This is a genomic window from Rhizobium grahamii CCGE 502 (assembly GCF_000298315.2).
In the GTDB taxonomy this organism is placed as follows: Bacteria; Pseudomonadota; Alphaproteobacteria; order Rhizobiales; family Rhizobiaceae; genus Rhizobium; species Rhizobium grahamii.
Window position 1 is genome coordinate 111899 of the sequence record NZ_AEYE02000021.1, and the last position, 19257, is coordinate 131155.

Consider the following 19257-nt stretch of genomic DNA (forward strand, 5'->3'; position numbering starts at 1 on the left):
CACACCAATAGGAAGTCCGCGGGCTATGCCAAGGTGAACAATTCTCAGAGCTTAACTTAACTCCCGGTGTTGAATGCCGGCTGGGTAATTGCGGAATGATGTCATGCATAGACTCCCTTCCCCGCCGGCGGTCGCGATATGCTGGATGGCGTCGCCGGCCAAATTGACAGGCGTCGTCCGGCGATCGCTGTTGGAACAAAAGGGCTCGATAGAGGTTGGATGAAATCAACGAGGCGGAGGCGCAGAGGATGGATCATACTAATCACGTTCGGCTTGGCACTGCGGAACTTGTCGCTGACAATCTAGAAGGTGCAACCGTCTATGGCTCGAATGATCAGAAGGTCGGCAAGGTAGATCACGTTCACGGCACCGGCGAAACCAGCACGGTCATCATCGATGTCGGCGGGTTCCTCGGCATTGGCGCAAAGCCAGTTGCGGTTGCAGCAAATCAGCTCGATTTCATGAGAGATGAAGATGGCGAGGTCCACGCTGTGACGTCCTGGACCGAAGACCAACTGAAGGAAATGCCTGAGCACAGGGACTAGTAGAGAAGCCCGTCCACGAAGGGCTCTCAGGCGTTTACATCGCTGTCCTACTGCCCGAAGCGGCTCTTTGGTAACAAAAACGAGCCGCGGAGAAAGCACCATGCGATCAGGGGGTCTGCTTCACGTAAATTTTGGCGTCAAAGTCAACGGGCTTCGCTTTTCTAGGTTTTTTCAAGACAAGCTCGACTACACCTTCAATAGAATGCATTTAGCGCAGGACTCATTGCCGACACTCTCCGTTTCCACGAAAGTCAAAGATGCTGAAAACTCATCAGACAAACGGGTGCCAAGTCATACCTGCCCATCACGCGACCTGAACTCGATCAAAATGACTTTCTCGTAGCTACAGGGACATGCGATTTAGGTGCCACGGTTAATTTAATGGAAGTTCCTGCTCTTCACCTTCAGTGTGTCAATATGGAGATCGGGAATGAAGATATCCCTGGGCTGGATTGTCGTCCGTGGCTTCCCCCTCGAATCCAGGCTGCCCGGCGACCCATGTGTGAACTCATCCCCTCGTCCGGTCGGAATCCTCACCGACATATCGAGGTCGACCAGCCCCGACAGGTCGCCGCTGAGGTCGAAGAGCTGCTGCGCAACGAGATGAACAACATCTCCTTCTCTCTGAACGCGACCATTAATAGCCATCATTGACGAACCCAGGACCACGCGGCGCCGCTTCTCGAACAGACTCGGCCAGACTACAATATTGGCCGGACCGGTTTCATCTTCGATCGTTATGAACATGACGCCCTTCGCAGACCCCGGCTTCTGCCGCACCAGCACGAGACCGGCCGTCATCAGCCAATGGCCATCTCTAGCATTCATCGCTTCGGTGCAGGTGACGATCCGGCGATCTGTCAAATCCTTCCTCAGAAACGCGATGGGATGTTGGCGCAATGTCAGACCGACATGGCCATAGTCTTCCACCACGTTGTGACCTTCGGTCATCTGCATCAGTCCGACTTCAGGTTCCTGCTGCTCTGCGATCGCTTGCATCTGACGTTCGGCTGCAGCGGCAAAAAGAGGCAGCGGCTCATCTCTCAACGCTTTTATAGCCCATAATGCATCACGACGTTCAAGCTTGAGGGACGGAAGGAAGCTATCCGCCTTGGCAAGCTGGACAAGAGCTTTTGAAGGAACACCTGACCGTCGCCAAGCATCGTCGATACTCTCGAATTGTGCATTCATCCGCGCTGCGACGATGCGGGCGGCATCGGCAACAGCCAATCCCTTGACCAATCGCATGCCGAGCCGGACGGCGTAACGTTCCGAACTGTCAATGCGCTCGAGGGTGCAGTCCCATCGCGAGTGATTGATGCAGACTGGTCGAATTTCTACGCCGTGATTTCGCGCGTCGCCCACGATCTGAGCCGGGGCGTAAAATCCCATCGGCTGAGAATTCAACAGCGCAGCGCAGAAGACGTCCGGGAAGTGACACTTTACGAAATTGGACGCATAGGCAATGAGCGCGAAGGATGCCGCATGGCTTTCGGGAAAGCCGTAGGAACCAAAACCCTCGAGCTGAGAGAAGGTCTTCTCGGCAAATTCTGCGGTGTAGCCATTGTCGATCATGCCGTTGACAAGCTTGTCCTTGAAGCGCGAGACGCCACCCGTGAATTTGAAGGTCGCCATACTCTTGCGCAGTTGATCAGCCTCGCCGCCGGTAAATCCTGCGCATACCATCGCGACCTTCATGGCGCTCTCTTGAAACAGCGGCACGCCGAGGGTCTTTCCCAGCACAGCTTCGAGCTCGGGCGTCGGATACTCAACCTTTTCCTTGCCCTCGCGCCGCCGCAAATATGGATGGACCATGTCACCCTGAATGGGACCGGGCCGGACGATCGCGACCTGCACGACAAGGTCGTAAAAGGTGCGTGGCTTCATGCGGGGGAGCATGGCCATCTGGGCGCGAGACTCGATCTGGAAAGTCCCCAACGTGTCGGCCTTGCGGATCATCGCATATGTCGCGCTATCCTCCTGCCGGATATTTGAAAGATCGAGATCTTCGTTCTTATGCACCCGGATGAGGTCGAACGCCTTGTTCATGCACGTGAGCATGCCAAGTGCAAGAACGTCGACCTTCATGAACTTCAGTGCCTCGACATCATCCTTGTCCCATTCGATGACTTGCCGGTCCACCATCGAAGCGGGTTCAATGGGAACGAGATCGTCCAGTCGATCATGGGTGAGGACGAAGCCGCCAGGGTGCTGGCCCAGGTGCCTCGGAGCGCCCATCAGCTGTTGAGCGAGCTTCAATGTCAGGATCAGGCGCCGATCCGCCGGGTTGAGGTTGAGATCCCTGACGTTGCGATCGCTCACTTCCTCTGACCAGGACCACATGCCGGCCGAAAGTGCCGTGATAACGTCCTCTGGCAAGCCGAGCGCCTTTCCCACATCCCTAATGGCGCCTTTGGCACGATACCGGGTGACGGTTGAGCACAGGGCGGCTTTGTCGTGGCCATAAGTCTTGTAAATCCATTGGATGACTTGCTCCCGACGCTCGTGCTCAAAGTCGACGTCGATGTCCGGGGGCTCGTCGCGTTCCCTGGAGACGAAGCGCTCGAACAGAAGGTCGTTGGTTTCCGGATCGATGCTGGTGATGCCGAGGATATAGCAGACGGCGGAATTTGCCGCCGATCCCCTGCCCTGGCAAAGTATCCCTTGGCTGCGGGCGAACCTGACGATACTGAAAACCGTCAGAAAATATGGAGCGTAACTCATCTCCTTGATGAGATCGAGCTCGTGTCTGACGATCCTGAGCACATTCTGCGGTAAACCTTCAGGGTAGCGGTTCGGTATACACTCGCGAACATAATGCTCCAGCGACTGTTGGGCATCCATGCCGGGCACGATGGCTTCCTCGGGGTACTGGTAGGTAAGCTCCTCAAGCGAAAACCTGCATCTTTCAACGATCTCCATTGTCCGTGCGAGCGCCTCCCTATGGCGCGGAAGGAGACGCTCCATCTCTTCGGGCGGCTTGAGGTAGCGGTCGGCATGGCGCTCCCTCTCGAAGCCGACATCATCGATGGTGGTGTGATTGCGGATGCAAGTCACCACGTCCTGCAGTTGGCGACGGTTTGGCTCGTGGAACAGCACGTCGTTAGTCACGACGGTGCGTACGCGGAACTTCGCCGCAAGATCCGACAACTCATACAATCTCATTTGATCGTTTGGTCGACGCCTGAGCGAAAGCGACACGTAGGCGCGGTGCTCGAAAATCTCTGCCAACTTTCGAAGCTGGACCGCACAGGTCTCATCCGCGAGATCGGGAACGAGAACGCAGATCAGCCCCTCGGCGTAACGCGCGACGTCATCAAGCGTAAGGATACAGTTACCCTTTCCGCCTCGTCCCTTTCCGAGCGTCAGAAGCCGCGTGAGGCGGGAGTACGCCAATCTGTCGGTTGGGTAAACAAGAATGGATGTACCGTCTTCAAGATCAAGCCTGCAGCCGACGACCAGCCGCACACCGCTCGCACGCGATGCCTCCAGCGCCCGCACGACGCCCGCGAGGCTGTTGCGATCGACCACACCAAGAGCTTCGATTCCAAGCTCCTTTGCGGTCCAGAACAGCTCGTCCGCCGATGACGCACCCCGGAGGAAGCTGAAGTGGGTCGTCACCTGAAGCTCAGCGTATCTCATGCGAAAATTCCGTGCAGAAACCACTTCTGGTTTCCGGTCTCGGGGTCGACGCCGTCGCCGCTGCGGAAAATCCATAAGCGCTCGCCGGCATCGTTTTCGACGACGAAGTAGTCACGGACTGCCGTAAGCTCGGCGTCGCGTGTCCACCATTCACCGAAGACCCGCTCCGGTCCGTCGGCCCGTTTTACGCGATGTCGCTTGCCGCGCCATGTGATGCTCGCCGGGGGGTGGTCAGGGAGAAGGGCAATGGCCTCTATCCGGTCGGGGCGATCGAGCAGCCGGACAGGGCGTGGCCAATGATGAACCCAGGTTTCGGCGATTTCGGCGGCCGCAGCTGAAATGCGCCGCACACTTCGTTCCGGAACATCGGATGCGACCGGAGCAACACGGTAAACCCGCTGTCCGCGGTTGCCAAAGATATCGATGAGGGGCGTGATATCCTCGCTTTTGTCCTCCACGAGCGACGACGCGTGCTGCGCCTCCCCGAGGGGCTCTGTGATCACGGCGGCAAGTGTGAGCTTCTCGATGCCGAAACCCGGATCGATTTTTTCCGTGCGGTCCCTGAAGAGCTTCGTCAACCAGGCTATCTTGCGCGCGGGCTTGGCGGTGCCCGCGCGGATTGCCTGCCGGGTGCCATCGACCTTCTCGACGATCAAATCTGTCCTGCGGGTTCCAAGCCCCTTGCGCTGCAATTCAGAAACGAGCTGAACGACCAGGCCGCCGACATACTTGTTAATTGTTTCGGCCGCGCCGATGGGTTCTGCGAAAGCGCGAGAGACTTCGATCCACTCCGGCGCGCGGATCGGTTCGATAGGTTCCGACAACTGCCCGAACATCTGATCAAGGCGTCGGCCGATTTCCGGGCCGAACCGAAGCGCCAGCGGGGCGCGGGGCGTTGCCGAAAGCTCTCCGATGGTCTTGAACCCCAGCACGCGAAGGTCGCGCACAATCGACTCGGGTAATCTCAGCAAGGAGATGGGAAGCCGCCCCGTTGCATGGGCGGCTTCGCCTCGTGGGACGACAACGGTCTCTTTTTTGATCGCACGCGCGCAGGCATGCGCCGCTCCCCAGGTGTCGGCAACAGCAATGCTTGCGGTCAGACCCTTTGCGCGGAACTGATTGGCAAGACGCGTAAGCATCGCCGCCTCTCCGCCCTGAAGATGATCGGCGCCTTCCGTGTCGAGTACGATACCGTCCGGCGCATCGACCGCGACGATCGGCGAATAGACCGTCAGCGCCCATAAGGTTATCCGCCTGAGTGCGTCGGCATCGGCAGCCGTGTCGGCGTCAATCATGGTTAGTCCGCCAAAGAGCGCCTGCGCCTTGGCAGCCTGCATGCCGACGCGAACGCCAGCGTTCCTTGCCGAAACGTCGACGGCCGAGACCCATCGCTTTGAGCCACTTCTTTCAATGATGGCAATCGGTTGATCAGCCGGAATATCGGGATCGGCGCGACGAATCCGATCGGTTGCCAGATAGGGGAGATATATCGATACGACCCTTGTCATCGCAGGCTCCAATTTCAAACTCAGCACACTCGCCCGCCCGCGATCTCATCAATTCAAGCAGCCACCTTGCTCGCCCTACGCCCGGAACGGGCAAATCCTGGCTTGGCAGCACACTGACCCGCCAGCGGGTCACCGAGGCCGTCGGTTGGCCGAAGTCGTTTGCTTCGGTCTGTCGGCGCCAGCGCCGGACAACGATGCCCATCGTGCCAGTCTTTTCAGCTGCCAACTGCAGACGCCGCGAAGAGACCATCGGTAGCCGGACCAGTTCTCCGACGACGGCGCCCAGACCACCATAACCAAGCGCCTCCTCCATGGACGAAAGGACATCCTCCTCCTTATCCCCTTCGACGAAGATCACCCGGTTGGGGTGAAGACCCGCCTGAGCCAGCGCCGGAAAGAAGAGGTCCGGCCGCGTTAAGCACCAGACAATCGTTCCTCGGGTTCGCGCGGCGATCCCCGCTGCAAACAGGGCGGCGGCCGCTCCATCGACAGCCCCGGCTCCGCCGCCGGAAAACTCGTGTAGCGCGCCATATGCAAGACCCCCACCAGGCAGGATCTGATCGATTTCGGGTACGCCGAACGGGAGTCCGCCAACCCGCTTGGCCACCCCCCCTTCCAAGGCGGAGATCCGTTCGCGCAAATCTGCGAGAATGTCCTCGCGAGCAGCCGACATCGTTGGCGAATCCTTCAGAAATCGCATTAAAAGGGACGACATCATGTCGTTTATAACGGTAATGTTCTTCTTCTGTTCCTTTCCGTCAACGGCGTCAAGATGCCGGGAAACAGGAAATTATTCCTCGATTTTGGAGGTCAGAGGGATTCGGCTGTTGAATCAATTTCCTAGGGGCCAGCGCCGTTTCTGAAGCAGCGAAAAAAATTCAACCGTCGTCCAACACCGATCCGTCCTGTCCCAGATGGTCTCGTATTGGTGTCAGCTGCTTAGGCACATCGGCGCCCGAGGAAAGCGACAGGGATGGCGAACGCGGCGATTTTCCAGTTTCTCGCTGCGGCCAACGAAACGGCGCCCCACCTATCCGGCATCCGCCTCACCCGACTAAGAGGACGCGACACGCATAAAGATGGCATTGGGCGCCGGACAGCATCAGAACCTGCGACGGTGACGCGGTTCGAATGTGCGTCGTTTCCGACGAGATCGAGCGATTTCCCGACGCGCATCGTCGCCGTGCCGGAACCGTCGTGTCGGCGGATCAACCAAGCCAGCCCTGCGATGGATGGCTCGTCGACAGGATTGGCAACAAACACTGTCGCTCCGGAAACTCAACCCGAAGGCGATTTATGATGAACGTCGTTCAGCTTGGTGCGGTCGCGCTGCTAGAGCCTCGAGTGGGGTCAGCGGATGGCTTTAGGCATTCGCGTCTTCCACGGTTTCGATACTAATGAAACCATCAGCCCCAAGGGGCAGGCTCTTGCCGTCCTTCAGCAACGCCCAGTCGCGCTTGAGGACGCCGCGATCCTCGAAAGCGAGAATGCCGGTGGCGCGCTCGACGGCGTCGGTCATAGTCTTAAATCGCTCGCAGATCGTTATCCCCTCGCTGGGAACGATAACCGTCACGCAGTAGAATATCATCGTTTAATCTATCGAATCTGTGACTGCGCAAACCAGGGCGCCGGACGCAGGGATATTCGTGAAGAAGCCGGATGACATCATCCATGCCATTCCGCTGGCCCATCTAGATGTTCCACTTGGTCTTTGCAATCTTTGATCCGCCTCTTGAGCCTGGCTTTGAGCCTGCGATGTGTTGCTTTAGGTCGCCGCGCGAGCGGCATAAGTCTTCAGATTGCCCAACGCCTTTTCGGAATCGGTTGCGGAGCGTCAGCGGCGGCCTGATGCCGTGATCGACGGCGATTTTCTCGATCACGCTCGGCGCGGCCGCTGTCATCAGTTCGAACTGAGATCGCTCGGCCGTTTGCCCTTCGTGCCACCTCCAGAGGCGTTGGCTCTGTTTGAGTCCCGGACCGTTCCATGCCGCAGAGATAGCTCGTTAGCCAATCCTTTGTTTGCTTGGGGATGCCAATTGCTTGCGTTTGGCTGCCAGGCTTTCCCCGCAAGTAGGCTCACAGGTAGGCTCACCCACGTGCCCGGTGGGCGGTCTCTCGGTGCCGCGATAGTCACTCTGTGTCCGAAAGTTCGTCATCGAGAACATCGACCATCATGTCGACCCGTTTAGCCATCGCCCAGCATTAGGTGCTGGCAGTAATCTGCACCCTAACCTCTCGCTTGTGCCTTCAGGATACCCTTGATGCGTTCCACCTTGGTCTTATACGCCATGCGCAAAATGGTATTCAGAGAGAGCCCCGCATGATCATCGTACTATCAGCAAGGGGACGGTGGCTGCGTTCAGCTCTGAAGAAATACTGAAGGGATGAATAACGAAAGCACATTATCCGACTTAAGTCTTAGCCCGGAACCTAACTCACATTACGCCGTTTCTCGGAAATTCGGTAAGGGGCGCCGTTAGGGAGACAGACGTCTTGCGGGACAAACAGCAAAATCGAATGGCCTACTCAGGTCGGAACGTGCTTCTTTCAGCTTGGATTGTACTCCCGGCCCGGCTGCTCTATGTGTGTGGCTAGACAATGTCCGGGATGCAAGCGAGCTTTCGGGAGGCATTGCAGGCGCCCGTTTCATCGATACTACACAGTAAGACTCATGCCCCATCTCTACGACCTCAAGCAGCTACCCTTCCCGTCAGGTCAGCGATGAACTGGCTTGGCCGCTGGAACCGCCAGACCCTCGCCTCGCAATTTTTTCTCGCAGGGGGGATCGTTTCCGCCATTGCCATGGTCCTTGTTGGAATGTTGGTGACTCACCTTATCCAAGGGGCCGTAATCCATAATGCAGGCGCCACAACCGCACTCTACGTGGATAGTGTGGTCGCCCCGCTGTTGCCCGACATGCAGAAGGAAGGCTTGCTTGACGATGCCACGGCTCGCGCCCTCGATGAGACCCTGGGACAAGGGGCACTGGGTCGCAGGCTGGTCTCTTTCAAGTTGTGGCGTCGGGATGGCACCATCCTCTATTCCAACGAAAAAGCCCTGGCTGGGAAAAGCTTTCCGGTTAATGACAAGTTACGCGAAGCCTTCTCCGGCACTCTCGTTGCTCGATATGAATTTCCGAATGATCTGGAAAGCGCAAAGGAGCGGGACTACGGCAGGCCGCTCATGGAAATTTACAATCCTGTCCTTCAACCGTGGTCGGGAGAGGCCGTTGCAGTTCTAGAGTTCTATGAAAGCGCCGAGGGACTTGAGGAGAGCCTGGCGCAGGCGCGATTGGGAAGCTGGCTTGCGGTCGCTGGTGTCATAGCCGTTTTCTTCCTGGCCCTTTCCGCATTGGTCTTTCGGGGCAGCCGCATCATTGAAGCACAACGCATGGCACTCGGGGCGCGCGTGGACGAGCTTTCCGTGCTGCTTGGCGAAAACCGTGGTCTGCAGCGACGGCTGCAGAAATCGTCCCAACGGGCAGCAGCTTTGAATGAAACATACCTGCGCAGCATCGGCGCGGATCTTCACGACGGCCCCGCCCAGCACATTGCTTACGCATCGCTACGACTGGACAGCGAGCTCCTCATCAATCCAATGACAACCCCTGAAGCCCGTAACGAAGAACTGTCATGGATTCGTTCAAGTCTTGCAGAGGCGATCTCAGAAATCCGCAGTATCTGCAAAGGGCTCGTCCTGCCGGAGATCGAAAACGCGTCGATCAGGGAAATCGTCAACCGTGTTGTCGAGGCTCATCAAAACAAGACCGACACTCTCGTGGAACTTACCATTGAAGATGATGATCCTGATCTCGCCCCGGCTGTAAAAATCTGCATCTATCGTTTCATCCAGGAAGCACTCAATAACGCCTACCGGCATGGCGGTGGCGTTCAGCAAGCTGTCAAGGCCATATCACATCATGGAAATGTCCGCATCGAAGTCCGCGACAAAGGCGAGGGATTCGATCCGAATGAAATCAGGCCGTCGAGCCTTGGCCTCGTCGGCCTCAGAGAACGCATCGACAGCCTCGGAGGCGTTTTCGAGGTTCAGTCCGGTCCTGATGGCACGACTTTGACCATGAGCTTTGAACCAATGGAGGCAGAAGACTAGCATGGCATCGACTCGTATTGGCGTTATCGACGATCATCCGCTCTTTCGTGAGGGTGTCGTGCGAAGCCTGTCCGAAAACAAAGACTTCATTGTCGTCGGCGAGGGCGCAAGTGGTGAGGACGCATGTCGGATCGCCCGGGACCTGAACCCCGATATCCTGCTTCTTGATGTTTCGATGCCTGGCAACGGCCTGTCCGCTATCGCAAACGTTCGGCATATCAGCCCGTCGACAAAGGTCATCATGCTGACGGCATCTGAAGAGGTTGAAAGCTTGGTTGCTGCCCTGCGTCAGGGTGCTCTCGGCTATGTTCTGAAGGGCGTGGGTGCGAGGGGATTGATTGATGCCATCGCTACTGTTCTTCGAGGGTCACGATGCGTAAGCCCTTCAATGTCTGCAAAGATTATGGAGAGAACCCTGCACCACGATCGCTCGGCCGAAACTCTGCTGACGCCACGCGAAATCGAGATTGTCGATCTTGTCTCATTAGGCCTGTCAAACAAGCGGATTGGTCTGAAGCTCGACTTGCAGGAGAAAACGGTAAAGCATCATATGACCCAGATCCTGACCAAGCTTGGTGTTACGAACAGGACGGAGGCCGCCATGCGATGGCGAGACAGGTTAGCGTAGGATACTAATAAGCCGACGCGCGTCCTCCGCGGTCGCACTTCGACTGATGATTGTCCGTCCCTTCCCATCCTTCATAATGTAGCGTCCCTTGCGAAGGGTTTCCGTGATTCCGTTGGCGTGGCGAACATTTATCGAGCCATCGCGACCTTCGCTCGATTGCGTAACTGAACCTGTCGATCCGCTGGAAGTTGAACTCGAGCTGCCGTTTCCCGTGCTGCTGGAACCGCTGCTATTGCCGCTGCCCCCGCCATTACCGTTACCATTGCCGTTCTTGCTACCGCCGGAATTGCCATTTCCGTTCCCGTTTCCCCCACCGTTCCCATTTCCGTTTCCGCCGCCGTTGCCGTTTCCACCGCCATTGCCGTTGCCATTGCCATTTCCGCCCCCATTGCCATTTCCATTGTCTTTCGCAAAGGCCGAAAACGGGAGAGCGACCACAGCGGTGCCGGCAACAAGCTTCAATAAAGCGCGTTTGGAAACAGTCATGGCACTCCTCATTGCGAGATCAGCTACGCAAGTCAATACGCGTCAGATCATTGTATTGTTTCCAAAGAGGCCCGGCATCAGACCTATGGTAGCGGCGATGCAAGACTTTGGTCCCATTTTGCGAGCTTTTCATGAACCGCGGTGGGTATGTCCACCACCGCCTGATCAAAAAGCAATGCGGCTGAGAATAGCACCGCGATGCTCTCTTCTACTGTAACCGCACATTTTCGTCATCGCATGGAACTGGCTTATTCCAGGATCGTTACGTCTACCCGCGAAAAGGAAGCTTTGCCATGAACGAGCAAGAACAGCGACGGCGCCAGCGCGCATACCAGATTTGGGAAGATGAGGGCCGTCCCGAGGGCCAACATCTCGATCATTGGGCGCGGGCGGAAGACCAGCATGAGGCTACAGAAGAGCAGGCTGCTGAAGTTACAGAAGCCAACCGGACCGCCAAAAAACAGTTCAACGATGGAGACACCACGAAGGAGTCCGCCATGGATATCCAACCTCCGTCGATGACGAGTGCGGACTGAAACATCCGTCTCTCTGTTTGAGGCAAGAACCAGCACGTTGCGTGCCTCCAGGTGCAATCTGGGCCCACCCCGCGACTAATGCTTCCGCGCACCAGAGTGTTCGCCCATAGCGGACACCTATCTTCGATTGCAGACCCCGGTCGCATTCGGCTAAAAATCGCTTACAGCGCGACATGATTCTCCGGGGCGGGCCATGCACATCCAGCCGCAACAGCGGATTTATATCTGCTTCTTCCTGTTTGCGGTCTCGATAGGAGCGACTTTGTCTCGCTTGCCCGACCTCCAGGATTTCCTGCAGATCGACAAGTGGGAATTGGGTCTCACCTTGATCTGCGCCGCGATAGGCGCTCTCTTGTCGTTGACGTTCTCCTCCCCGCTCGTCGCCCGCCTTGGTGCGCGCACCACGGCATTCATAACGGTTCTCGGAACCTCGGCTCTCTTGGCACTCGTGCCATGGATGACTGCAGCACCGTTTGTTTTCGGCCTTCTCTTCCTTGAAGGATTGTTACCCGGCGCACTCGAGATAAACTTGAACGTCGAGATCGATCGCATAGAGGCTCAGCTGGGCCGTGGGGTTATGAACAGGGCACATGGTTTCTGGAGCCTTGGCTTCTTCGTCACTGCCCTCGTCTCGGCAGCCGTCCGCCAGGCGGGAATTTCGATGCAGCTTCATCTCGCGCTGACGTTCACTTTCGTCCTTGTCGCTGGCGCGGCTGTCATCGGAGGAATGCGCAATGCCCCGGCCCGACCAAACCTGGAACATGTTGATACTGGGCATATCGCTCTGCCCACGGCAGGGCTGATGCCACTATGCGCGATCGGAATTGCTGCCTTTCTTGTCGAGGGCGCAGGCATCGACTGGTCGGCAATTTACATGCGGGATGTTTTCCACTCCGAACCATTTATCGGAGGGCTGGGGCTCACCATGTTCACGTTCTTCATGGCTCTGGCACGGTTATTTGCGGATCCCTTTGTCGATCGCTTCGGCTCACGCCCCGTTGCCATTATCCTACTTCTTATATCTGGGGCGGGCCTCTGTGCTGTTTCTCTGGCGCCCCACGAGAATATCGCTCTGTTCGGGTTCGCACTGATGGGCGTCGGATGCAGTGCGGTCTATCCGCTAGCTGTCTCGGCAGCCGCTCAACGGGTAGACAGGGCAGCCCACGTCAACGTCGCGGCCCTGGGTCAGATGGCATTCGTGGTGTTTTTCCTGGCCCCGCCTCTCCTCGGCTTTGTCGCTGAATACGCTGGCATCCGTACCTCGTATTTCGTTTGTCTGCCGATCATCCTGACTGCGCTACTATGCGTCCGCTCCCTCTCCTTTCAACAGAAAGTCCTCACTGCGTAGATGTTCGCAGGCTTTGCCTAGCGCGTCCCGATATTGCTCCACCCGCGTCGGGAACAAAGTCGACACTGGTCGATTGCTCATGTCTATCACGAAGGAGATGCAGACATGTCCAATGTTGTTAGAACCGGCGAAGATGGCGTCAACAACGCGACCAGCTCCACGACTTTCGGGCAATCCGTGGAGAGCCAGGCCCAAATGCGGGATGCTAAAGCTCAAAGCGCGTCCGATCTTGCTGGGCCGCTAAACATCTACCGCCTGGAACCGCTCGCGGCGCCTGATGACCCGCGGTGGAATAATGCTACAAATCACGGTGTGGTTGTCGTTGCCGCGCGGACTTCAGGCGATGCGCGCATCGTCGCCGCCAGTCGAGAGCTGGATTTCATGGAAATAGACGCTGCGCCTGCAGAGGACGTGACAACTGCTAATGCAAGCGCCTTTCGTGATGACAAGCTCTACACCGTGATCGAAATTGATCGCAACCGCGCCGATCTAACGAGGGGAGTGATTTCTGGCGAGATTTCTGTCAACACGATTCTCCCCATGCAGGTCGACTAGATACCCGGGAAGGCAAGGCAGGACGGTTGGATGCACCGTTCCTGCACCTTCAGAAACAAAGCACGTCATCACGGCATCCCGGAAAGCCAGCCGGACACGAGCGTGGAACAAAGGGACGAAACATGTGTTCCTATCGCGCTGACCACATCCGGGGACATTCATGCCGCAAAAATCCCAGTTCGACGTCGAGGCAGGTGACCATTTCGCTCTCGGCGCGACACCTGATGCCGATGGCGTCAACTTCGCTCTCTTCTCAGCTCATGCCGAACGGGTTGAGCTTTGCCTCTTCGATGCCAACGGTAACAACGAACAACGTATCGAGCTTCCAGAATATACCAACGAAATCTGGCATGGCCGCATCCCGGGTTTGAAGCCCGGTGCGCTTTACGGGTACAGGGTTCACGGGCCTCATGATCCGGAAAACGGCCATCGCTTCAACCCCAATAAACTTCTCATTGATCCATACGCTCGGGAAATTGTCGGAGACATCCGTTGGGGTCAATCCTGCTTTGGTTATGATCTGGAAAGTGAGGAAAAGGACCTGTCCTTCAACGAAGCCGACAGCGCGCCTGACATGCCAAAATGCCGTGTGGTCGACCCGACCGACTTCGGCTCCATCGACGATGTAAATCCCGGCATACCCTGGTCGCGTTCCATCTTCTACGAGGCGCATGTGAAGGGGATGACCCAATTGCATCCTGCGGTCCCCGAAAAGTTGCGGGGAACGTTCGAGGGCTTGGCGCACCGGGAGATCGTTGAGTACGTAAAGAGCCTTGGAATCACATCGATCGAGCTCCTCCCCGTCCACTATTTTCCTGACGATGCCCACCTTCTCGACAGGGGCCTGAGGAATTATTGGGGGTATAATACGATCGGCTTCTTCGCACCTGCTTCTCGCTACTACGGGCCGCGTGGCCTATCGGGCTTCCGAGAGATGGTGCGCGCTTTCCATGATGCGGGAATAGAGGTCATCCTTGATGTCGTCTACAATCATACCGCGGAGGGAAACGAGCTCGGACCCACCCTTTCCTTCAAGGGCATCGACAATTTCTCCTATTACCGCACGATGCCCGACGAAGCACGCTACTACATCAACGACACCGGCACCGGAAACACCGTCAACACATCGCATCCCCGCGTACTGCAAATGATCACGGATTCCTTGCGCTACTGGGCGCAGGTCATGAATATTGACGGATTCCGCTTCGACCTCGGCACGATCCTCGGACGAGAACCACAGGGTTTCGACCAGCGAGGTGGCTTTTTCGATGCAGTTGGACAGGATCCGGTCCTTTCCCGTATCAAGCTGATCGGAGAACCGTGGGACATCGGACCGGGCGGCTATCAGGTCGGTGGTTTCCCTCCCGGCTGGTCAGAATGGAACGACAAATACCGCGATACAATGCGCGATTACTGGAAGGACGAGGATGGCACCGCGCGCGACTTCGCCGCTCGCGTGCTCGGATCGGGCGACATTTATGACTTCCGGGGGCGCAGGCCCTGGGCAAGCGTCAATTTCGTGACGGCGCATGACGGATTCACGCTGAACGACCTCGTCTCGTATAACGAAAAACACAACGAAGCGAATGGTGAAGACAACCAGGATGGTCACGACCACAACAGGAGCTTCAATTACGGGGTCGAGGGCCCGACCGACGACGAGGGGATCAATCTTGTTCGCGATCGCCAGAAGAGGAATTTCCTGGCCACCCTCCTCATGTCTCACGGCGTACCGATGCTGTTGGCTGGCGACGAGTTCGGCCGCAGCCAGATGGGTAACAACAATGGGTATTGCCAGGATAGCGAAATAAGTTGGCTGCATTGGGAGGGGCTGCCGGAAAGTGCACAGGTTTTGCGAAACTTCACAACTCGGCTGATCGCGCTCCGTAAGGAACAACCACTCCTGCGTCGTGAAAGCTGGCGCAATGGCCTCGCGATCACCTGGCTCAACCCTGGGGGCGGTGAGCAGACCGATGACCACTGGGACGATGAGGGAAGCACGACACTCGGACTTCGTCTTACCGGTGAGCATCTGGGCGACAATGAAAACTCCTGGACGGACGTGCTGGTCTTGTTCAATCCTCATGACGGTCAGGTCCCGTTCAATCTGCCACCCATCGAAGACGGCAGATGGATCGTAGAGCTCACAACCGCCGATCCCGACGCGAAGAATGTCGATCTGGACGAAGGGGATCACTATGATCTGGAGCCCAGGAGCCTGGTCCTTCTGAGGCGAGCTTGAGCGGGTGAAGAAGCGCGAGCCTCTCTGTTCACGCGTAAAGCTACCTTGCCTGGACGTTGGGCTTGCGTCAGCTTGGCCCAAGCCGGTGCATAAGGTTCACGAAAGCGTTGCACTGCTTGCCTCGACAACCGCAGACGCTTCTTGCCCGCGCGGCGATTAACGAGCCATTCCGGAACATCGATCGCTTTCGCGGGTTGATGGAGCGACCGCCTCAGAGGAATTTGGATGAGCGTGCCTCCTATGACATCCGAAACGTCCGACAGTCCCATGATGAAGGCACGGGCTATCCCGCAGCTCATCGATCCTGACGCTGAGCCATTCGTGGCCAAGGCAATCGAGGAACTTGCACTTTCCGAAATGCCTTTTCTGGTTGCAGGGACTTACGCAGTCAGTGCCTACACCGGCATCTCTCGCCTCACAAAGGATCTCGACATATTCTGCAAGGCCGGAGATTACGCCCGCATCCTTGGATATTTCAAAAAACGCAACTATGAAATTGCAGTCGAGGATGAGCGTTGGATCGGGAAGGTACTGAAAGGAAAACACTTTTTTGATGTCATCTTCGCGTCATCGAATGGCACCATGCCGGTCGGCGATGCGTGGTTTGATGACGCCCGGCTCATCGAACTGTGCGGGTTTCCCGTTCGAATCGTCAGTCCAACCGAACTGATCTGGTCGAAATGCTTCATTCAACTCAGACACCGATATGATGGTGCTGATATCGCCCACGTCATCTTGCGGGCCAGCAACGAAATCGATTGGACGAGATTGCTTGGATATCTCGAAGTGCATTGGGAGGTGCTTCTTATCCATCTCCTGAACTTTCGATGGATATATCCTACGGAGCGGGACAGGGTTCCCCAGTGGCTTCTGGACGAACTGATTGATCGCCTGAAGGCTCAGCGCGAGCTGCCCCTGCCGCAAATGCGTATCTGCCGCGGGCGAATGTACTCACGCATCGACTACGAGATTGATGTGAAAGAGTGGGGCTTCGCAGATGTCGGCGGCGAAGGCGATGTGGGAGGCAGTTGGGAGATCGATGAATGAATAATGCAGGCAAGCTCAAGGTGGCAGCAGTCGCGGACCTGCATGTGAAGGAGGATGGAAAAACCTCGTATAAGGATATGTTTACGGAGATATCGAGTGTTGCCGACGTTTTGGTCATTGCGGGCGATTTGACAGATCTCGGCAAACCAAAGGAGGCCGAGTTGCTGGCAGCGGATTTGCGAAGCTGCACAATCCCGGTCGTCGCCGTCCTGGGCAACCATGATTATGAGAGCGGGATGGTTGAGGAAGTATCCACTTTGCTAACCGGCGCAGGGGTCATACTCCTTGACGGCAATCCAACCGAGATAAACGGTGCGGCCTTCGTCGGCGTCAAGGGTTTCGCCGGCGGTTTCGGCCGATACATGCTTAGCTCTTTTGGAGAAAGCGCCATCAAGGCCATGGTTGCCGAAAGCGTCGAAGAATCCATGCGGCTGGAAAACGCACTACGCAGGGTCAGGTCGGACCGCGCAATGGTGGTGCTTCACTATGCACCGATTGCCGAGACCGTCGAGGGCGAACCCCGGGAAATCTATCCATTTCTCGGATCATCGAGACTTGCGGAAACCATCGACCGATTCAACGTGGCGGCGGTCGTACACGGTCATGCTCACGGCGGAACCTATGAAGGAAAAACACCACGGGGCGCTCCGGTGTACAACGTCGCAGCCCACGTCGAAAAGCCAAACGGGAAGCCATACGCAATCCTTGAACTTTGACCTCAACTGACGTTGCGGCATGAACTTTTCGGAGCAGAACCGGACCTCCTTCATCACGTGCGTCAGCCAGGCGTGACACGCCAGACGGTATTGCCTGCATCATCAGCAATAAGCAGCGCACCCGCCTTGTCCATCGCCAGACCGACAGGTCTGCCCCTGGCTTCATTCTTTTCGCTCAGGAAGCCGGTGACGATGTCGACCGGCGTTCCGCTCGGCACGCCTGCTGCGAACGGCACGTAGACGACCTTATAGCCATTGAAGGAGTGTCGGTTCCAACTGCCATGTTCGCCAACAAAGGCACCTCCCGCGTAGGCAGCAGTGAGGCCCTGTCCTTGGTTGAAGACTAGCCCCAGCGGGGCAACATGAGAACCGAGGGCATAATCAGGCGGGATCGCCTTTTCAACGAGGTCAGGCCTTTGCGGCATCACGCGTGGATCCACGTTCTTTCCGTAATAGCTGTATGGCCACCCATAAAAACCGCCTTCCTTCACCGACGTCATATAGTCGGGAACGAGGTTGGGCCCGAGTTCGTCACGTTCGTTGACGACCGTCCAGAGCGCCTTTGTCGACGGTTCAAAGGTCAGGCCGTTAGGATTGCGAAGGCCGTCTGCGAAAATCCGAGCTCTACCCGATGCGCGATCCACCTCCCAGATTGCTGCCCGTCCCTTTTCGGCCTCAATGCCGTTTTCCGTGATGTTGCTGTTTGACCCCACACCGACATAGAGGCGCGAACCGTCCTCACTCGCCACGAGGCTCTTTGTCCAGTGATGATCGATCGGCCCGCCCGGCAATTCGGTCAGACGCGTCCCCGAGTCAGAGATTTTCGTATCACCTTCCTTGTAGGGATATCGCATGATCGCATCCGTGTTGGCGACGTAGAGTTCATCACCCACGAGAGCGATACCGAACGGCGAATTCAGATGTTCCAGGAAGATCTCCTTGATATCGGCCTTTCCGTCACCGTCTGTGTCGCGTAGAAGCGTAATTCTATTGGCTGGCTTTCCGCCCCCGCTGTTGGTAGCGAAGGCTTGGACTAAGCCCATGATGATGTCTTTGGGGCGCTTCGGCGATGCTTCTGGAGGCGCCACCGACTCGACCACCAGCACGTCGCCATTCGGCAGCGGGTATACCGATCTTGGGTGCTGCAGTCCCTGCGCGAGAGCCGCAATCTTCAGACCCGACGCTACCGAAGGCGTTTCGTTGTTCCTCCAACCGACGACCTTGGCGAGATGCATCGGAGGGAAGAGATACTGGGACTGTTGAGGCAGATCGGGTTTCGGACCAACGCCACTGGATGGATCCGGATCATCGTCACCGCATGAAACCAATACGGTCGAAGCCAATAATATTGAACAGGCCCGGACCTTCACGCTGGCTGAAAATCCTGTCATGGTCATGAACCCTCTGCTGGATGACGCTGTACGCCGGCACCAACCAACGCGCCGATGACGATTGCCACGAATGTTGCCATTGACAACGCCAAGCCGGTCGGTACCACCGACGTCCAGGCGTCTCTGCTGTGAATGAGCGTGTTGACAAAGCTGAGGACGAATGCTGCTGCAAGACATCCGAGGTAGAGGACAAGACGCAATCGGGCCATCGGCAGAACGCCGCGCATCCAATCCGCAATAATCGCTATCGCTCCGATGACGCCCATCACCAAGCCTGCCGCGAGAAGCCAGGCTGAAAAATTTGCCCAGGTCATTTCAGCTGTCTTCCAATAGGCAATGTCGGTCAGCAGGGCGCCGGTAAAACAGGTTGCCGCGAAATGCAGCGGAATGGAGCGGAAGGAGGTCCTTGGGACCACGGGTTGTGCGGGGAGCAGAGCTTGGTATGGCATGACATTGATCCGGCTGAACGTTCGGGTCAAACGACCCGGCAGCTCGAATGTTCC

At 57.0% G+C, this 19257-nt stretch carries 17 protein-coding genes; 10 read left to right on the forward strand and 7 right to left on the reverse strand.

Annotated elements, in window-relative coordinates; translation table 11 throughout:
- Positions 1–248: 248 nt before the first annotated feature.
- Positions 249–545, forward strand: coding sequence for a PRC-barrel domain-containing protein (locus RGCCGE502_RS18050; protein ID WP_016555627.1), 297 nt, complete (start codon positions 249–251; stop codon positions 543–545).
- A 378-nt stretch (positions 546–923) separates the two neighbouring features.
- Here RGCCGE502_RS18050 and RGCCGE502_RS18055 read toward each other — a convergent pair whose 3' ends face one another.
- Genes RGCCGE502_RS18055 through RGCCGE502_RS18065 form a run of 3 tightly spaced genes read right to left on the reverse strand, consistent with a single transcriptional unit; the run spans position 924 to position 6368 of the window.
- Positions 924–4187: an error-prone DNA polymerase gene (locus RGCCGE502_RS18055; RefSeq protein WP_016555628.1), complete on the reverse strand. Its 3264-nt coding sequence runs from the start codon at positions 4185–4187 to the stop codon at positions 924–926.
- Positions 4184–5695 (reverse strand): Y-family DNA polymerase, encoded by a 1512-nt coding sequence (locus tag RGCCGE502_RS18060; RefSeq protein ID WP_040674943.1) that lies wholly within the window; start codon positions 5693–5695, stop codon positions 4184–4186. The genes RGCCGE502_RS18055 and RGCCGE502_RS18060 overlap by 4 nt, the downstream gene beginning before the upstream one ends.
- Entirely contained in the window at positions 5616–6368 is a 753-nt protein-coding gene (locus tag RGCCGE502_RS18065; RefSeq protein WP_040674984.1) for an ImuA family protein, read from the reverse strand. Before RGCCGE502_RS18065 ends, RGCCGE502_RS18060 begins: the two co-directional genes overlap by 80 nt.
- 300 nt (positions 6369–6668) lie before the next feature.
- On the opposite strand from RGCCGE502_RS18065, the gene RGCCGE502_RS18070 reads away from it, so the two are divergent.
- Positions 6669–6995: a hypothetical protein gene (locus RGCCGE502_RS18070; protein ID WP_016555631.1), complete on the forward strand. Its 327-nt coding sequence runs from the start codon at positions 6669–6671 to the stop codon at positions 6993–6995.
- Positions 6996–7058: 63 nt separating this feature from the next.
- On the opposite strand, the gene RGCCGE502_RS36655 is transcribed toward RGCCGE502_RS18070, so the two are convergent.
- Positions 7059–7283, reverse strand: coding sequence for a hypothetical protein (locus tag RGCCGE502_RS36655; RefSeq protein ID WP_141652368.1), 225 nt, complete (start codon positions 7281–7283; stop codon positions 7059–7061).
- 1133 nt (positions 7284–8416) lie between these two features.
- On the opposite strand from RGCCGE502_RS36655, the gene RGCCGE502_RS18080 reads away from it, so the two are divergent.
- Positions 8417–9805, forward strand: coding sequence for a sensor histidine kinase (locus RGCCGE502_RS18080; protein ID WP_016555633.1), 1389 nt, complete (start codon positions 8417–8419; stop codon positions 9803–9805).
- Position 9806: 1 nt separating this feature from the next.
- The gene (locus tag RGCCGE502_RS18085) at positions 9807–10433 is read left to right on the forward strand and encodes a response regulator (RefSeq protein ID WP_016555634.1); all 627 of its coding nucleotides are present in this window, start codon (positions 9807–9809) and stop codon (positions 10431–10433) included.
- On the opposite strand, the gene RGCCGE502_RS38030 is transcribed toward RGCCGE502_RS18085, so the two are convergent.
- Positions 10425–10919: a hypothetical protein gene (locus RGCCGE502_RS38030; protein WP_016555635.1), complete on the reverse strand. Its 495-nt coding sequence runs from the start codon at positions 10917–10919 to the stop codon at positions 10425–10427. The two genes, RGCCGE502_RS18085 and RGCCGE502_RS38030, sit on opposite strands and share 9 nt — an antisense overlap.
- A gap of 293 nt (positions 10920–11212) precedes the next feature.
- Between RGCCGE502_RS38030 and RGCCGE502_RS18095 the strand changes: the two genes are divergently transcribed.
- The 6 genes from RGCCGE502_RS18095 to RGCCGE502_RS18120 all read left to right on the forward strand — a co-directional run bounded on the left by RGCCGE502_RS18095 (position 11213) and on the right by RGCCGE502_RS18120 (position 17363).
- Positions 11213–11455: a DUF2934 domain-containing protein gene (locus RGCCGE502_RS18095; RefSeq protein WP_016555636.1), complete on the forward strand. Its 243-nt coding sequence runs from the start codon at positions 11213–11215 to the stop codon at positions 11453–11455.
- Between the two features lie 193 nt (positions 11456–11648).
- Positions 11649–12803, forward strand: coding sequence for an MFS transporter (locus tag RGCCGE502_RS18100; RefSeq protein ID WP_016555637.1), 1155 nt, complete (start codon positions 11649–11651; stop codon positions 12801–12803).
- 105 nt (positions 12804–12908) lie between these two features.
- The gene (locus RGCCGE502_RS18105; RefSeq protein WP_016555638.1) at positions 12909–13358 is read left to right on the forward strand and encodes a hypothetical protein; all 450 of its coding nucleotides are present in this window, start codon (positions 12909–12911) and stop codon (positions 13356–13358) included.
- 160 nt (positions 13359–13518) lie between these two features.
- The gene (gene glgX, locus RGCCGE502_RS18110; RefSeq protein ID WP_016555639.1) at positions 13519–15600 is read left to right on the forward strand and encodes a glycogen debranching protein GlgX; all 2082 of its coding nucleotides are present in this window, start codon (positions 13519–13521) and stop codon (positions 15598–15600) included.
- A gap of 225 nt (positions 15601–15825) precedes the next feature.
- Positions 15826–16647: a nucleotidyltransferase family protein gene (locus tag RGCCGE502_RS18115; protein ID WP_244441729.1), complete on the forward strand. Its 822-nt coding sequence runs from the start codon at positions 15826–15828 to the stop codon at positions 16645–16647.
- Entirely contained in the window at positions 16644–17363 is a 720-nt protein-coding gene (locus RGCCGE502_RS18120; protein ID WP_016555641.1) for a metallophosphoesterase family protein, read from the forward strand. The genes RGCCGE502_RS18115 and RGCCGE502_RS18120 overlap by 4 nt, the downstream gene beginning before the upstream one ends.
- Positions 17364–17425: 62 nt before the next feature.
- Here the strand turns inward: RGCCGE502_RS18120 and RGCCGE502_RS18125 are convergent, their stop codons facing one another.
- The gene (locus RGCCGE502_RS18125) at positions 17426–18754 is read right to left on the reverse strand and encodes a PQQ-dependent sugar dehydrogenase (protein ID WP_439332346.1); all 1329 of its coding nucleotides are present in this window, start codon (positions 18752–18754) and stop codon (positions 17426–17428) included.
- 2 nt (positions 18755–18756) lie between these two features.
- Complete coding sequence (locus RGCCGE502_RS18130; protein ID WP_016555643.1) at positions 18757–19203, reverse strand: DUF2231 domain-containing protein; 447 nt, start codon at positions 19201–19203, stop codon at positions 18757–18759.
- Positions 19204–19257: the final 54 nt, after the last annotated feature.

Bases quoted from the DNA above. Each gene is read 5' to 3' on its own strand.
- RGCCGE502_RS18050 (WP_016555627.1), top strand. From the start codon at position 249: ATGGATCATACTAATCACGTTCGGCTTGGCACTGCGGAACTTGTCGCT.
- glgX (WP_016555639.1), top strand. From the start codon at position 13,519: ATGCCGCAAAAATCCCAGTTCGACGTCGAGGCAGGTGACCATTTCGCT.
- RGCCGE502_RS18120 (WP_016555641.1), top strand. From the start codon at position 16,644: ATGAATAATGCAGGCAAGCTCAAGGTGGCAGCAGTCGCGGACCTGCAT.
- RGCCGE502_RS18100 (WP_016555637.1), top strand. From the start codon at position 11,649: ATGCACATCCAGCCGCAACAGCGGATTTATATCTGCTTCTTCCTGTTT.
- RGCCGE502_RS18105 (WP_016555638.1), top strand. From the start codon at position 12,909: ATGTCCAATGTTGTTAGAACCGGCGAAGATGGCGTCAACAACGCGACC.
- RGCCGE502_RS18130 (WP_016555643.1), bottom strand. From the start codon at position 19,203: ATGCCATACCAAGCTCTGCTCCCCGCACAACCCGTGGTCCCAAGGACC.
- RGCCGE502_RS18115 (WP_244441729.1), top strand. From the start codon at position 15,826: ATGAGCGTGCCTCCTATGACATCCGAAACGTCCGACAGTCCCATGATG.
- RGCCGE502_RS18125 (WP_439332346.1), bottom strand. From the start codon at position 18,754: ATGACAGGATTTTCAGCCAGCGTGAAGGTCCGGGCCTGTTCAATATTA.
- RGCCGE502_RS38030 (WP_016555635.1), bottom strand. From the start codon at position 10,919: ATGACTGTTTCCAAACGCGCTTTATTGAAGCTTGTTGCCGGCACCGCT.
- RGCCGE502_RS18065 (WP_040674984.1), bottom strand. From the start codon at position 6,368: ATGTCGGCTGCTCGCGAGGACATTCTCGCAGATTTGCGCGAACGGATC.
- RGCCGE502_RS18080 (WP_016555633.1), top strand. From the start codon at position 8,417: ATGAACTGGCTTGGCCGCTGGAACCGCCAGACCCTCGCCTCGCAATTT.
- RGCCGE502_RS18095 (WP_016555636.1), top strand. From the start codon at position 11,213: ATGAACGAGCAAGAACAGCGACGGCGCCAGCGCGCATACCAGATTTGG.
- RGCCGE502_RS36655 (WP_141652368.1), bottom strand. From the start codon at position 7,283: ATGATATTCTACTGCGTGACGGTTATCGTTCCCAGCGAGGGGATAACG.
- RGCCGE502_RS18085 (WP_016555634.1), top strand. From the start codon at position 9,807: ATGGCATCGACTCGTATTGGCGTTATCGACGATCATCCGCTCTTTCGT.
- RGCCGE502_RS18060 (WP_040674943.1), bottom strand. From the start codon at position 5,695: ATGACAAGGGTCGTATCGATATATCTCCCCTATCTGGCAACCGATCGG.
- RGCCGE502_RS18070 (WP_016555631.1), top strand. From the start codon at position 6,669: ATGGCGAACGCGGCGATTTTCCAGTTTCTCGCTGCGGCCAACGAAACG.
- RGCCGE502_RS18055 (WP_016555628.1), bottom strand. From the start codon at position 4,187: ATGAGATACGCTGAGCTTCAGGTGACGACCCACTTCAGCTTCCTCCGG.